The sequence below is a fragment of the Streptomyces albicerus genome (genome assembly GCF_008905045.1).
Classification (GTDB): Bacteria; Actinomycetota; Actinomycetes; order Streptomycetales; family Streptomycetaceae; genus Streptomyces; species Streptomyces albicerus.
Genome location: NZ_VWMY01000040.1, coordinates 1 through 14,870 on the forward strand (window position 1 = coordinate 1; position 14,870 = coordinate 14,870).

Annotated in this window: 13 protein-coding genes; 9 read left to right on the forward strand and 4 right to left on the reverse strand. The window is 71.5% G+C overall.

The genetic code is table 11. The features are described from left to right. Positions 1–182: 182 nt before the first annotated feature. Positions 183–2,444, forward strand: a complete 2,262-nt coding sequence (locus GAS53_RS32575; RefSeq protein ID WP_151481311.1) for a molybdopterin oxidoreductase family protein — start codon at positions 183–185, stop codon at positions 2,442–2,444. 92 nt (positions 2,445–2,536) lie between these two features. Here GAS53_RS32575 and GAS53_RS32580 read toward each other — a convergent pair whose 3' ends face one another. After that, positions 2,537–5,008 (reverse strand): CBM35 domain-containing protein, encoded by a 2,472-nt coding sequence (locus GAS53_RS32580; RefSeq protein ID WP_151481420.1) that lies wholly within the window; start codon positions 5,006–5,008, stop codon positions 2,537–2,539. A gap of 231 nt (positions 5,009–5,239) precedes the next feature. On the opposite strand from GAS53_RS32580, the gene GAS53_RS32585 reads away from it, so the two are divergent. Continuing rightward, positions 5,240–6,274, forward strand: coding sequence for a LacI family DNA-binding transcriptional regulator (locus GAS53_RS32585; RefSeq protein WP_225859231.1), 1,035 nt, complete (start codon positions 5,240–5,242; stop codon positions 6,272–6,274). Next, positions 6,271–8,388, forward strand: coding sequence for a glycoside hydrolase family 36 protein (locus GAS53_RS32590; RefSeq protein ID WP_151481312.1), 2,118 nt, complete (start codon positions 6,271–6,273; stop codon positions 8,386–8,388). Before GAS53_RS32585 ends, GAS53_RS32590 begins: the two co-directional genes overlap by 4 nt. A gap of 153 nt (positions 8,389–8,541) precedes the next feature. Here GAS53_RS32590 and GAS53_RS32595 read toward each other — a convergent pair whose 3' ends face one another. Then, on the reverse strand, positions 8,542–8,949 hold the full coding sequence (locus GAS53_RS32595; protein WP_151481422.1) for a gamma-glutamylcyclotransferase family protein: 408 nt from the start codon (positions 8,947–8,949) through the stop codon (positions 8,542–8,544). Continuing rightward, complete coding sequence (cutA, locus tag GAS53_RS32600; protein ID WP_151481313.1) at positions 8,949–9,275, reverse strand: divalent-cation tolerance protein CutA; 327 nt, start codon at positions 9,273–9,275, stop codon at positions 8,949–8,951. The genes GAS53_RS32595 and cutA overlap by 1 nt, the downstream gene beginning before the upstream one ends. A gap of 231 nt (positions 9,276–9,506) precedes the next feature. Between cutA and GAS53_RS32605 the strand changes: the two genes are divergently transcribed. From GAS53_RS32605 to GAS53_RS32610, 4 genes are all read left to right on the forward strand, one after another. Then, complete coding sequence (locus tag GAS53_RS32605) at positions 9,507–11,153, forward strand: M4 family metallopeptidase (RefSeq protein WP_151481314.1); 1,647 nt, start codon at positions 9,507–9,509, stop codon at positions 11,151–11,153. A gap of 119 nt (positions 11,154–11,272) precedes the next feature. Then, a complete protein-coding gene (locus tag GAS53_RS57720; RefSeq protein WP_263974182.1) occupies positions 11,273–11,401 on the forward strand; it encodes a hypothetical protein in 129 nt (42 codons plus the stop codon). Positions 11,402–11,502: 101 nt separating this feature from the next. Beyond that, positions 11,503–11,871, forward strand: coding sequence for a phosphotransferase (locus GAS53_RS58090; RefSeq protein WP_318723285.1), 369 nt, complete (start codon positions 11,503–11,505; stop codon positions 11,869–11,871). After that, positions 11,813–12,421 (forward strand): phosphotransferase, encoded by a 609-nt coding sequence (locus GAS53_RS32610; protein WP_318723286.1) that lies wholly within the window; start codon positions 11,813–11,815, stop codon positions 12,419–12,421. Before GAS53_RS58090 ends, GAS53_RS32610 begins: the two co-directional genes overlap by 59 nt. 149 nt (positions 12,422–12,570) lie before the next feature. On the opposite strand, the gene GAS53_RS32615 is transcribed toward GAS53_RS32610, so the two are convergent. Next, positions 12,571–13,197, reverse strand: a complete 627-nt coding sequence (locus tag GAS53_RS32615) for an NADPH-dependent FMN reductase (protein ID WP_151481315.1) — start codon at positions 13,195–13,197, stop codon at positions 12,571–12,573. Positions 13,198–13,506: 309 nt separating this feature from the next. Here GAS53_RS32615 and GAS53_RS32620 point away from each other — a divergent pair, with 309 nt between their 5' ends. Together GAS53_RS32620 and GAS53_RS32625 are read left to right on the forward strand one after the other, a co-directional pair. Beyond that, positions 13,507–14,064 carry a hypothetical protein gene (locus tag GAS53_RS32620; RefSeq protein WP_151481316.1) on the forward strand — a complete coding sequence of 186 codons (558 nt, stop codon included), beginning with the start codon at positions 13,507–13,509 and terminating at the stop codon, positions 14,062–14,064. 184 nt (positions 14,065–14,248) lie between these two features. Continuing rightward, positions 14,249–14,869: a class F sortase gene (locus tag GAS53_RS32625; protein WP_151481317.1), complete on the forward strand. Its 621-nt coding sequence runs from the start codon at positions 14,249–14,251 to the stop codon at positions 14,867–14,869. Position 14,870: the final 1 nt, after the last annotated feature.

Consider the following 14,870-nt stretch of genomic DNA (forward strand, 5'->3'; position numbering starts at 1 on the left):
AGCGGGGGTTCGGGGGCTGGCCCCCGACGGGGTCTGGGGCGGAGCCCCAGGGGATGGGACGGGTAGGGGCGGCGGGGGCGAAAAACCCTCACGCCCGCCCGGTCACCGCCGGGAGGCATCCGTGCCTGCCGCGTAACGGGGAGCGTTCCGGCGCGTAACACGGCCGACGCACGCTGAGTGGTATGCAGACCTCCGTGACGCCCACCCACTGCCCGTACTGCGCGCTGCAGTGCGGCATGAACCTGACGCCCGCATCGGACGGCAGCGGCAGTGTCGTCGACGTGACGGAGCGCTCGGACTTCCCGGTGAACCGGGGCGCGCTCTGCGGCAAGGGCCGCACCGCGCCGGCACTGCTCTCGTCCCAGGTACGGCTGACCTCCCCGCTCATCCGGTCGGACGGCGTCCTGCGCCCGGCCACCTGGGACGAGGCGCTCGACCGGATCGCCGAGGAGCTGTCCCGCACGCGTACGGAGCATGGCCCGGACGCGTGCGGGGTGTTCGGCGGAGGCGGGCTGACCAACGAGAAGGCGTACACGCTCGGGAAGTTCGCCCGGGTCGTGCTCGGCACCTCGCAGATCGATTACAACGGACGCTTCTGCATGTCGTCCGCGGCGGCCGGCGGAATCAAGGCCTTCGGCCTGGACCGGGGCCTGCCCTTCCCGCTGGAGGACATCCCGAAGACGGGCTGCGTGATCCTCGTCGGCTCGAACCTCGCCGAGACCATGCCCCCCGCTCTCCGCTACTTCACCGAACTCAAGGAGAACGGCGGCAAGTTGGTCGTCATCGACCCGCGCCGCACCCGCACCGCCGAACAGGCGGACCTGCACCTCGCACCCCGCCCCGGTACCGATCTCGCCCTGGCCCTCGGCCTGTTGCACCTGGTGGTGGCGGAGGGGCATACGGACGAGGCGTACATCCAGGAGCGTACGAGCGGCTGGGAGGAGGCGCGGGCCGCGGCGATGGCGCACTGGCCGGAGTACGTGGAGCGGATCACCGGTGTCTCCGTTCCTCAACTCCGCGAGACGGTACGGCTGTTCTGCGAGCCCGAGTCCGCGATGGTGCTCACCGCGCGCGGGCCCGAGCAGCACTCCAAGGGCACGGACACGGTCGGCGCGTGGATCAACCTCTGTCTGGCGACGGGGCGTCCGGGGCGGCCCTTCTCCGGGTACGGGTGTCTCACCGGGCAGGGCAACGGGCAGGGCGGACGTGAACACGGCCAGAAAGCCGACCAGTTGCCCGGTTACCGCAAGCTCGACGACCCGGCGGCCCGGCGTCACGTGGCCGAGGTCTGGGGCGTCGACCCCGACTCGCTGCCGGGGCCCGGCCGCAGCGCGTACGAGCTGCTGGACGCCATGGGTACGGACATCCGCGCGCTGCTGCTGATGGCCTCGAACCCGGTGGTGTCCGCGCCCCGGGCCGCCCACATCGAGGAGCGTCTGAAGTCGCTGGACTTCCTCGCCGTCGCCGACGTGGTGCTGTCCGAGACCGCCGAGCTCGCGGACGTCGTCCTCCCGGTCACCCAGTGGGCCGAGGAGAGCGGCACGACTACCAACCTCGAGGGCCGTGTGCTGCTGCGCAAGCAGGCGATCACTCCCCCGGAGGGCATCCGCAGCGACCTGCACGTCATGCATGAACTGGCCGCCCGCCTGGGCGTGGAGAAGGGCTTCCCCACGGACCCGGAGGAGGTCTTCGAGGAGCTGCGCCGGGCCAGCGCGGGCGGACCGGCCGACTACTCGGGCATCACGTACCGCCGCCTGGCGGAGGAGAACGGGGTGTTCTGGCCGTGCCCGGCGGACGACTCCGCGGACGGCTCCGCGGGCGGCTCCGCGGGCGGCTCCGCGGAGGACTGTGAGGACGCCACGTTCGACGGCCTCCCTGACGACCCGGCGGGCGACGCGGCAGACGACGTGGTCGCCGCGACGCCCGCCGGGCCCAGCCCCGCTCGTAACTCCGCTCCGGGTGGGGTTCAGGAGCCCGGAGCCCATCCCGGCACCCCGCGCCTCTTCCTCGACCGGTTCCACACTCCCGACGGCCGTGCCCGCTTCGTCGCCGTGAGCCATCGGCCGCTGGCGGAGGAGCCGGACGACGAGTATCCGGTGCTGCTGACCACCGGGCGGGTGGTCTCCCAGTACCAGTCCGGTGCGCAGACCCGTCGGGTGGACGAGTTGAACGCCGCCGCGCCCAGCTCCTTCGTGGAGCTGCACCCCCGGCTTGCCGAGCGGCTCGGGGCCGTCGAGGGGGAGCCCCTCGCCGTTGTGTCCCGGCGCGGGCGCGCGGTGGCGCCCGCGCGGATCACCACCTCCATTCGGCCCGACACCGTGTTCATGCCGTTCCACTGGCCGGGTGAGGGGCGGGCCAACACGTTGACCAATCCGGCCCTCGACCCGACCTCGCGGATGCCGGAGTTCAAGGCCTGTGCGGTTCGCTTGGAGCGGGTCGATTAGGTCGTGTTGAGGCCGCGGGCCGGTGGGGGCTGGTCGCGCCCACGCGGCGGAGCCGCAAATCGACACAGCCCCGCGCCCCTAGAGGGGCGCCCTCAGCCCTGCACCTTGGCCAGTTCGACCTTGTCTATGTTCGGCGCCCAGGCCGACGCATTGGCGAAGGTGATCGTGTTGGAGCCCCTTGCCAGCTCCACCGGCACTCCCAGCGTCCAGTAGTCGTCCCAGCTCCACGTGTTCTTGAAGGTCACCGTCTGGGACTCGGAGCCCACTGTGACCGTCGCCGTGCGGGACACGATGTCCGTGTTGTAGGCGTGGCCGTTGTCGCGGCGGTCGTTGTTGGCGTACGAGACGACGAGGACGTAACGGCCCGCCTTGGGGGCGTCGACCTTGAACTGGGCCGTGCTGGACGCCGAGTTGCCCAGCCATCCGATGTACGAGCCCGCCGACGCGTAGGGCGAGTCGACGAGTCGTGCTCCCCCGGCCAGTGTCGCCGCCGCGCCCTCGTACGGGAGCGTGCCGCGTGTCGAGCCGGAGCCGGTCACGTCGAGCGAGCGGAGTGAGACGCCCGCCGGGCCGCCCGAACCGGTTGCCGTCACACGGTTGTTGCCCGCCACGAGGTACAGCCGCAGTGGCTTGCCGGGGTGTGCGGTCACCGTCTCGCCGTGCAGCGACAGCCGGACGGGGGCCGACGCGCGCGGGGTCACCGTGAAGTACCCGTCGCGGGGCGCGTACACGTCGAAGACCGCCTTGTCGCCGGAGCCGAGCCGCAGCGCGCCCGTACCGGTGCCGGACGCGTCGCGGTAGTCGTACGCCGGGCTGCCGGAGATGTCCGCGAGCGTCGCCTCGTAGGAGGCCGACGGGGTGGTGTGCGCGGTCAGGTCGATGCGGTCGAGTGTCGCCTCGCCCGTGTCTCCCTTGGCGAGGGTCAGGGTGTGGCTGCCCGCCGTGAGGGAGACGGGGACCGTCTTACGCCCGCGGTAGGTCCAGTTCTCCGTCGAGGGGTACGCCACCGGCGTGGCCGCCGCGCCGTCCACGGACAGCAGTTGGGTGGACGGGGTACCGCTCTGGTTGCCGTACAGGATCGACAGATCGTACGTGCCCGTGCGCGGCACCGAGACGGCGAACTCCACCTTGCTGGTGGGCGAGTTGAGCGAGCCGACGTCCTTCGTGCCGGACGTGGCGTAGCCGTTGGCGTTCGAGACCGTGCCCTGGGTGTAGACGCGGCCGTCGGTGATCGTGGCGCTCTCGGCCTCGTACGACGCCGACCAGGGGACGTGGGCGGCCGCGGGGGTGCCGGAGCCGGCCGGGGTGAGGGCGACTCGGTAGGCCGACATCTGCCGCAGGCCGGTCAGCGGCACGGTCACGGTGCCGTCCGCCGCCACTCGCAGCTTCACGCGCTTCAGCACCTGCGGAGCAGCGTGCGCGCCCTCGTACCCGGACCAGGCCGCCTCCGCCACGGTCGCGGTGACCGAGCGGCCGAAGACCTTCCGGTCGACGTGCTGGACCACCACGTCCGTGTCGCCCGCGGCGCCGCCGAGCAGTACCTGTGCCTGCCTGCGCGACGTGTCGTAGGAGGCGAGGCCCTGGAGTGTGTCGACGGTGTTCGGCGACGGCGGGGTCACCTTCACCGTGTCGCCGGTCAGTCCCGCGTACCAACGGAAGAACCACCAGCCGCCGTTGGGGATGTTGGTGCGGACGACGTTGCCGGAGAGGTTGCCCGCGGCGTCCCAGTAGGCCTGGTTCGCGTAGACCTTGTTGCGTTCGAACATCGAGACCCACTGGGCGAGTTGGCCGGGTACGGAGAGGTCGCGGCGGTTGGCGTACTCGTCGATGTTGACCGGGAGCGGCTCGATGCCGAGGGACTTCTCGATCGAGCGGTAGTCGTCGTAGTGACCCTGGAAGTCGCGCAGGGAGTTCGGGCCGAGTTCGTGCCAGGTGGTGATCTGCGGCAGGACGTTCTCGCGCTTCGCGAAGGTGAGGAAGTCCGTCAACAGCCGTGTGTGGTAGCCCGATTCGTTCGGGCCGGCGATCCTGGCGTCCGGGTCGATCGCGCGGATGCGCTCGTAGACGGTCTTCCAGTCCTTGAGGAAGCGGTCGCGGTTCTTCTCGTACGTGGCCTGGTCGGAGACGCCGAGGTTGTACCAGATCTGGTCGGGTTCGTTGAACGGCACGTAGACGAAGCGCTCGCTGTGCGGGGCCCCGGCCAGATTCTTGGCGATCGCGTCGACCTTGGTGAGGTAGTCCTCGATACCGAGATCCTCGTACGGCCACTTCTGGTACATGTCCTGCATGAGCACGAGCACGTCGCCGCCGCCGTTGCGGAGGAACGACTTGGACACGGTGACGGCGTCGCCGTTCGGGTGCTGGAGGCCGCCCTCCGGCTTCTGGGAGACGCTCGTCACTTTGAGGGGGGCGAGGGCGGCGTCACTGGGGACTCCGTCGTCGCTCAGGCCGTACAGCGCGCCGTTCGCGCCCCGCATGACGGGGCCCTCCGACGCGGCGAGGTCGACGGTCAGGCGGGCGGCGGCGGCCGCCCGGTCCGTCCGCGCCTCGGCGGTCACGGACATCACTCCTCCCGAGAGCGCGAGGGTGAGCAGTGCTGCGGTCCATCGGGTGGTCCATCGTCTGGTGCGCGTTCGTCGAGTCATGTCGCGGCTCCTGGACTCCTGGGTGAACGACTCTTGTGTGAACGGTCACATTCAGCGCATGATTCTCCCGCCGACACCAGCCATGTCAACACCTGTCACACCCTCAACTCAGGCATATCCTCGGCTGCTCGGGGTACCAGGGAGGTTTGCGTGAGCGGTCACACAATTCGGGACGTCGCTCGCGCGGCCGGTGTCTCCTACCAGACCGTCTCGCGCGTCATCAACGGCAACGAACGCGTCGCCGACGCCACGCGTGAGCGGGTGATGACGGCGATCGGCGAGCTCGGCTACCGGCCCAACCAGGCCGCGCGCGAACTCGCGGGCAAGGCCGTGCGCTCGCTCACCGTGCTCACCTCCGACACCTCCCTGTACGGCAACGCGTCGGCGCTGCGCGGTATCGAGGAGGCGGCGCGCACGGCCGGGTTCGCGGTCTCGATCAGCGTGCTCGCACGGAACGCGGCACCGGACGCCGACGAGCTGCGGGCGCGGCTCGTACGGCCGGGCGAGCCGGTGATCGTGATCGCCTTCGACGCGGCGGGCGTACGGGCGCTGGAGCTGCTGCCTCCCGAGGTGCCGGTGGCGGCGGTGGTCGAGCGGCCGCCTGGCGTGGACCCCGGGCCCCGGCATGTGTGGCTCGACGACCGGCTCGCGGCCGCCCGCGCCACCCGCCATCTGCTGGGCCTCGGCCATCGGACCGTCCACCACCTCGCCCTCCCCTCGTCGACCGCGCGGACCGCGCAGCGCACCGAGGGCTGGCGGGACGCCCTGCGGGAGGCCGGTGTCGCGGAGCCGGAGCCGGTGGAGGGCGGGTGGACGCCCCGCTCGGGCCATCTGGCGGCGCGCTCGCTGCTGGAGCGCGCGGACGTCACCGCCGTGCTGTGCGGGAACGACGATGTGGCGCTCGGCGTGCTGCGCGCGGCACGGGAGACGGGGCGGGCCGTGCCCCGGGATCTGAGCGTCGTGGGCTTCGACGACATGCCGGCGTCGGCGTATCTGGCTCCGGCGCTGACGACCGTGCGGCTGGACTTCGAGGGACTCGGGCGTACGGCGTTCGGGCTGCTGCGGCGGCTGCTTGATCCGTCGGCCCCGGCACAGGAGCCTTGTGCGGAACCGGAGTTGATCGTACGAGAGAGCTCGGGACCGTGGCCTGGATCGGGCCCCGGACCGGCTGGGGGGACTTCATGACACGGGACCTGACGCGGCACTCGGCGCGGGACTATGGCTACCGCTGGGGCCATTCCGGGCTCACCGTCGACTTCGACTTCGGTTTCGACGGGGACACGCCCCGGCTGGTGCGCGTGACGAGGCCCGGCGACCCCGAGGCGGAGCGGGCCGCGGACGCCGCGCTGCCACTCGTCGAACTGACCCTGTTCGGCGAAGGCAGCGGCTGGTCGGGGCCGCGCTTCACGGGCACGGCGCTCGGTCAGCGCCTGAGGTACCGCGCGCATCACGCGACGTACGGCGAAGGGTGGCACCACCTGGTGGTCGAACTCCTGGACCCGGCACGCGGGTTGACCGTCTGCGCCGAGTACGCCTCCCCGGACGGCGTGCCCGTGCTGCGCTCCCGGGTCCGGCTGCGCAACGACGGCGGCGCACCGGTCACCGTGCGCTCGGTCGGCAGTCTGCTGCTCGGCGGGCTGCCCTCGCCCGACGAACTGCGCGTGTTCCGGGCGCGCAACGACTGGCTCGCCGAATGCCGCTGGTACGACGAGCCGTTGCGCGCCGCCGTCCCCGACATCGGCCGGGAGCTGCACGAGCACGACAGCGGGGCCGTGGTGCGGCTCGCCGGGCGCGGCAGCTGGCCCACCGACGGGCATCTGGCGATGGGCGCGTTCACGCACCGGACGGACGGACGCGGCTGGCTGTGGCAGATCGAGTCGGCGGCGAGCTGGCAGTGGCGGGCGGGCGAGGCGGGCCGGCACACGTACCTCGCGCTGAGCGGACCGGACGCCGACGAGCATCAGTGGCGCCAAGTGCTCGGTCCCGGTGAGGAGTTCACCGGCGAGTGGGCGGCGCTGGCGCTGGGCGCGGGCTTCGACGGGGCGCTGGCCGCGCTGACGTCGTACCGCCGGCTCGTCCGCCGCCCGCACCCGGACCACGAGCGGTTGCCCGTCGTCTTCAACGACTACATGAACACGCTGATGGGCGACCCGACCGCCGAGAAGCTGCTGCCGCTGATCGACGCGGCGGCGGAGGCGGGCGCGGAGTACTTCTGCGTCGACGCCGGCTGGTACGACGACGAGGCCGGCGACGAGGCCGGCGGCTGGTGGGACAGTGTCGGCGCGTGGCAGCCGTCCGAGCGGCGCTTCCCCGACGGCGGCCTCCGCGCGGTGCTCGACCACGTTCGCTCGCGCGGGATGGTGCCGGGGCTGTGGCTGGAGCCGGAGGTCGTCGGCGTCCGCAGTCCCGTGGCGCACGAGCTGCCCGACGAGGCGTTCCTGCGCCACGAGGGCGGTATCCGGGTCACCGAACAGGGCCGCCACCAGCTGGACCTGACCCATCCGGCGGCCCGCGCCCACCTCGACAAGACGGTCGACCGGCTGATCGGCGAGTTGGGCGTGGGGTATCTCAAGCTCGACTACAACATCACCACGTCCGCGCCGGGGCTGCTGGAGCACTCCCGGGCGTGGCTGGCCTGGCTGGCGTCCGTCCTGGACCGTCATCCCACGCTCGTGATCGAGAACTGCGCGTCCGGCGGCATGCGCATGGACGGAGCCTCCCTGGCCCTCGCCCAGCTGCAGTCCACCTCCGACCAGCAGGACCCACTGCGCTACCCGCCCATCGCGGCCGCCGCACCGACCGCCGTACCGCCGGAGCAGGGCGCCGTCTGGGCGTACCCTCAACCGGCCTTCTCCGACGCCGAGATCAACTTCACGCTCGGCTCGGCGCTGCTCGGGCGAGTCCATCTCTCCGGCCATCTCGACAAGATGACGGAGAGTCAGCTGGGGTTGGTGCGGGACGCGTTGACGACGTACAAGGCCATCCGCGGCGACCTGCGGACCGCGGTGCCGTTCTGGCCGCTCGGGCTGCCGGGGTGGTCGGACGAGTGGGTCGCGCTGGGGTTGCGGGCGCCGGTCGCGGGGCCCACGTATCTCTCGGTCTGGCGGCGAGGGGGCGACTCCGAACGGGTGCTGCCCGTACCGCACTTGGCCGGGCAGGGGGACGTACGGGTGGAGATCCTGCATCCGGCGCCGTCGCCGTCGCCGGCGGGGTTGGTGGAGTGGGACGGGGCGGGGTTGCGGGTGGAGCCGGCGGAGGCTCCTGGGGTGCTGTTGGTGCGGCTGACCTGCGAGGAGTGAATCGCGGGCTCGGCCCAGCCGATCGCACCGGTAGCGCTGGGGGCTCCTGCGGCAGGTGGGGGCCGTCCGGTGGCGAAGGAGCCGGGCCGCCCGGCGGCGAAGGGGCCCGGGCCGGACCCGCCGCGGGCCTCGGCCGCCGCCCCGCGCGCTCTCTCACCGCGCCCGCCAGTCGCCCCCTTCGATGAGCTTCCCCCGCGCCCGCAGATCCGCCGCGACGGCGGGCGCGGCCACGTACACCCAGGCCCGGACGCTCGTCCCGTCCTCGCGGGTCACGTCTCTGGCGAGGCGCTCGTACACGTTGCCGGGGTCGCCCGGTGCGTAGTCCTCCAACCGGTCGAGAGCGCCGAGGAGCCGGCCGTACTGGTCGGGGTCGGCGGTGACCAGTTCCCCGCACACCACGCCGCCGGGTTCCTCGACGGCGTACGGATAGCCGGGCCCGTCGTACAGCACGGCGCCGGTGAGCCGTCCCGGCACCTCGGAGACCGTACGGCCGCGCAGGAAGAGGTCGTGGTTGTGCTCGCCGGGGAGCAGCGTCCCGTAGACGAAGAAGGGCAGCCGCATCACCCCGCCGTCTCCCGTTCCAGCCATTTCAGGTACTCGGCGCTCCCCCGCACCACCGGCGTCGCGATGATCTCCGGGGTGTCGTAGTCGTGCGCCTCGCGCAGATACCCCTCCAGTTCCGCGTACCGCAGGTCCGTCGTCTTGAAGAGCACCTGCCACTCCCGAGCGGTCTCGATCTCGCCCTTCCAGCGGTGGACGGACGTGACCGGCCCGGCGATCTGCGCGCAGGCGGCGACGCGGGCCTCGACCGCGCCGCGGGCGAGCGTCTCCGCCTTCTCCTGGGCATCGGTCGTGGTCAGGACGGTGAGCCAGTCAGTCGCAGCCATAATCATCCTCTCATTCAGGCCTCGCCAGACCTTTGCAGAAACGATTCTCACCCCTCACACAACCCCCAGTCATCCGCTATGGACATGACACGGCCTGGCCACCTAGAACTGTGCGGACATCCGCGTCCCCCACTCCCCTCTCCGCCCCCCCCTTCCATCCCCTCCACCCCTCACGCCCCTTCCCCACTCCCCCCACCACCACGCCTTTCGCGTGTCTCCCCGAGGAGTTCGATGAGTCGTCGTAATCGGCACATCCGAGGTTCACGCCTCGCCACCGTCGGCATATCCGCGGCGGCCACCGCCCTGCTGGCGGGCGCACTGACCCCGCGCGCGGGGGCGGCAGACGGACCGACCCGGGACACCGTTCTGGGCAACGCGGCGGCGGTGATCGCCGACCAGGCGGCGCGGCTGGGTCTCACCTCCGCGCAGGGTGCCAAGGTCCGCGATGTGATCGTCGACGCGGACGGCATGCAGCACGTGCGCTACGACCGGACGTACCGCCAACTTCCCGTGCTGGGCGGCGACTTCGTGGTCCACATGACGTCCGCGGGTGACTACCGAAGCGCCGACCGGGCGACCACGCGCCCGCTCTCCCTCACGAGCGTCGAGCCGTCGGTGTCGGGCCCGAAGGCCGCCGACCTGGCCGCCGCGGCGCTGCGCCTCGCGAACGTCGGCGAGACGCTCCGCAAGGTGACCGCCAAGCCTCAGCTGGTGGTTGACGCCCTGCACGGCGCGCCCAAGCTGGCCTGGCGTACCGAGGCCGCGGGCAAGGACTCGCTCGGCAACCCGGTCGCCCGGGTCGTCCTCACCGACGCCGTGACGGGCAAGCAGATCGACGCCTGGGACAGCATCGAGACGGCGACCGGCGACGGCCGGTCGCTCTACAGCGGCACGGTCCCGCTGGAGACGACACAGTCCGGATCGACGTACCAGCTCACCGACCCCACTCGCGGCAACACATACACCGGCGACACCAAGAACAAGACAGACTCCTGCCTCCTCATCATCTGCTACGGGCGCGCCGCCGCGCCCGTCTTCACGGACGCCGACAACCACTGGGGAAGCGGGGCGACTTCGGACCGCGCCTCGGCGGCGGTCGACGCGCAGTACGGCACCAACACGACCTGGGACTACTACAAGAAGGTCCACGGGCGCAGCGGTATCGCGGGCGACGGCAAGGGTTCGTACAACCGTGTGCACTACGGAAGCGCCTACAACAACGCCTTCTGGGACGACAGTTGCTTCTGCATGACGTACGGGGACGGTGACGGAACGACCTTCGGACCGCTCGTCTCGCTGGACGTGGCGGGCCACGAGATGTCACACGGCGTGACATCGAAGACGGCGGCCCTGACGTACTCGGGCGAGCCCGGCGGCCTGAACGAGGCGACGTCGGACATCTTCGGCACCCTCGTCGAGTTCTACGCGAACAACCCCTCGGATCCCGGGGACTGGCTCATCGGCGAGAAGATCGTGAAGTCCAGCTTCGGCCGCTCCGCCCTCCGCTACATGGACCAGCCCTCCAAGGACGGCAACTCCGCCGACTGCTGGACCCCCACGGTCGGCAACCTCGACGTCCACTACTCCTCGGGCGTCGCCAACCACTTCGCGTACCTCCTCGCGGAGGGCAGCGGCCCGAAGACCATCGGCGGCGCCGCCCACAACGGCACGACCTGCAACGACGCGACGGTGACAGGCATCGGCAAGGCCAAGCTGGGCGCGATCTGGTACCGGGCGCTGACGGTCTACATGACGTCGTCGACGAAGTACGCGGGCGCTCGGACGGCCACACTGAACGCGGCGAAGGATCTGTACGGGGCGGACAGTGCGGAGTACCGGGCGGTGGGGGCGGCCTGGTCGGCGGTGTCGGTGAACTGACCGGCTGGTCTTGTGAGTTGACCTGACACGCGGCTGAGCGGCCGCCCGGGCGTTGAGACCTGGGCGGCCGCTCACGCGTCAGGTTCTCGCGGACGACCAGAACGAGCGTCGCCGCGAGTGTGCGGGAAGCACGGCGGCGGTACGCGGCCTATCTGGACGACGGGTTGGACAGCTACCTGCGCGGCTACCTGTTCTGGCTGATCGAGAAGCGGGAGCCGCGCACGGGTGAACCGCTTCCGACGCTCTGACCACGGGTGGTCGAAGTCGACAGACCGAAAAGTCGTGGCGATGAAGCAGCCCGCCTGGATACGCTCCGCCGTCCGACTCGTCCAACGATCTACGGAGGGCCATGACCGGCGCGAAGATGCACCCCGACGAACTCGACATCGACGCGGCGCTCGTCAGCCGACTGGTCGCGGAGCAGTTCCCCGAGTGGGCCGGGCTCCCAGTGAAGGAGGTCGTCTCCGCCGGGACCGACAACGCCATGTACCGGCTGGGCGACGACATGGTCGTACGGCTGCCTCGGCTGCCCGGCGGGGCCAAGACGGCGGACAGGGAGCAGCGGTATCTGCCGCGGCTCGCGCCGCATCTGCCACTGGACGTGCCGGTGCCGCTCGCCAAGGGGGCGCCCGGGCAGGGCTACGCGCTGCCGTGGGGGGGTGTTCCGCTGGCTGGACGGCGACAACATCTACGACGCACCTCTCACCGACCCCGCTGAACTCGCGCACGCAGCAGTCAAGTTGGGCCGTTTCGTCGCCGCGCTGCGGAAGGTCGACGCCAGCGGCGGGCCGCCGTCCTGGCGCGGCGGGCCGCTCACCGACGACGACGAAGAAGACGACGTCCGCGCCGCGATCCGTGACCTTGGCGCGGACGGCACGCTGGACGGGGACGTCGCGACCGCCGCCTGGGAGGAGGCCCTGCGCCTCCCCCAGTGGGACGGCGATCCCGTCTGGCTCCACGGCGACCTCCTGCCGGGCAACCTGCTGGCCCGGGGAGGCCGGCTCACCGCGGTCATCGACTTCGGCGGCCTCGGCATCGGCGACCCGGCAGCCGACGTACTCGCTGCCTGGGCCGTGTTCACCCCCGAGACCCGCACCCTGTTCCGCGAGGCAGCCGACGTCGACGACGCGACCTGGGCCCGGGGACGGGGCTGGGCCCTGTGCTTCGGGCTGGTGGCCGAGCACTACTACCGGGTCACGAATCCCGTACTCGCCGCCGTGGCGCATCGGACGGTGGCTGAGGCCTTGGCCGAGCACGGAGCCGGGTAACTCAAGTCGCCGTGCCGTGTCAGCCGCGGTGGGATCGGAAGATCTGGGACACGAATGATCCCGGCAAGGCCTGGTCATGGGGTGCCCGAGCCGTCCCAAATCTTCCAATCACTTCCCGGACCCGGCCTCGGCCGTCCGTATCGCGCGGGCTAACCCCCGTACGGCCGCGCCGACTTCGCCTCCCTCAGCGCCAGCGCCCACCACGCCAGCTGGTCGAGCATCGTCTTCGCCGCCGCGTCCGCCGCCGACGGGTCCTTGTGCCTGCCCTTGTCGTCGAAGGACGCGCCCGCGTTGTGGAAGGACACCGTGTCGCGGACCGTCACGGCGTGGAGTTCGGCGAAGACCTGGCGGAGCTGTTCGACGGCGCGCAGGCCGCCCGAGAGGCCGCCGTAGGAGACGAAGGCGACGGGCTTGGCGCGCCACTCGTGGAAGTGCCAGTCGATGAGGGTCTTGAGGGAGGCGGGGAAGGAGTGGTTGTACTCGGGGGTGAGGACGATGAAGGCATCGGCGTCGGCCAGCATCGGAGTGACCTTGCCGAGCTCGGCCCTCACCTCCTCGGAGGGTGAGTAGGACAGGGCCGTCGGCAGCCGTACGTCGGCGGTGTCGACGACGTTCACGGCGAGGTCGTCGCGCTCGCGGAGCCGGCCCAGGAGCCAGTCCGCGACCACCGGACCGAAGCGGCCCTCCCGGTTGCTGCCGACGATGACGGCGACCTTGAGGGGAGCGGGGAGGGAGACAGGGATGTCTTTGGTGGAGTTCATGGCGCCCAGCCTCATACCTGAACCAAACTTGAGGTCAAGTCGTCGCCGAAGGGAGCCGGTCAGAGCCGGTCACCCGTTCACACGCGCCGCCCGCTCCCTTCGCGTTCTTTTTGCCGACACGCCCGAGAGGTGCCGGTGACCTGCTGAAACCCGGCCGCCCCCGCCGCCCGCCACCCTCACCTGACACCCATTCACCTCACTTCTGACGCCCCATCAGGAGGCGTACACCCCCGACTGCCACTTACCTCGTTAAGGCAGGGGCATGATCGACGCAGCGGCACATGGGGGTGCCGCGGGTCGTGCCCTCTCGGAGGAGCAAGCACGATGCGCACAGCCCGTCTGCTGACCGGTACCGCGCTCGCCGTCGCCGCGGCCGGGCTCGCCGCGGCCCCCGCGTACGGGGCGGCCTCGGGGTACAGCTCGGCCTCGGCGTCTCCGGACCCGGGGTCCCTGGAGGTGTACCCCGCCACCGTCGCCCCCGGCGCCGAGGTCATCGTGAACACGGCGGCGTGCGGTGTGGAGGACACGGTGTCGGGTGACGCCGGTGCCGTCGGTGCGGGAGCGTTCACGTTGGTGCCCAGCGCGCACGAGGGCAACGCGGTCGGGCAGTTCAGGGTGCCGCCGTCCGCGCAACCGGGCACGTACGAGATCGTCGCGCGCTGCTCGAGCGGTACGCGGATGGCGGGCGACCTGGTGATCACGCTCACCTCCACCCGGGAGGGCAGGCAGCAGGTCCACCCGAGAGGAAGTGTGAAGACGGGGGTCGGCGGCGCACTCGGCCCCGACCCCGTGCAGACCGCGGCGGGAGTGGCGGCCCTGGCCGTCGCCGCCGCGGGCGGTACCTGGCTCCTGCATCGCCGGGCGAGAGGCGACGGGATCTGACGGACACCCTCCGCTGTCCACCGGTACCGCTTTCCCCTCCCCCTCCGGGCCCGACGCCCCTCGCGGCCCGGAGGGGGACGCGGGACCACAGCGTCATCCGAAGTCGCCGAACTCGCCGAAGTGCCGAGGCCGCCGAAGTCAGGGCCCCACGTCCGTCAACCGAAGAGCCGGAGAGGAGGCTTGCGTGCGCCGGTTCAGCAACATCTCCATAGCCGCCGTCACCGCCGTCGCCCTCCTCGGCGGCGCCTGGCTCCTGCGCAGCGGCGCCGAGACGCACGCCCCACCCCAGCCGTCGGCCGCGCAGGCCCGCGCGGGCGCCCATGTGGACCGACCCGCCGCCGCCCCGCTCCCGCCCTCCCCGCCCGACCGCGTCCGTATCCCCTCCATCCGGGTGGACGCCCCCCTCACCGGCCTCGGCCTCACCCCGCAGGGCAGCCTCGACGTGCCGCCGGCCGCGAGGAACAACCTCGCCGGCTGGTACGAGGCCGGCACCACGCCCGGCGAGAAGGGCACCGCGATCGTCGCCGGGCATGTCGACAACGCCGAAGGACCCGCCGTCTTCTACCGCCTCGGCGCCCTGAAGAAGGGCAGCACCATCGAGATCGAGCGCCTCGACGGCACGGTCGCCCTCTTCTCGGTCGACGCGATCGAGGTGTACGACGCCCGGGACTTCCCGGACGAGAAGGTGTACGGGGCCGCTCGGCGCCCGGAGCTGCGCGTGATCACCTGCGGAGGCGGCTACTCGGCGGCGACGGGCTACCAGGGCAACGTGGTCGTCTTCGCCCACCTCACGGGAAGTCGTTGAA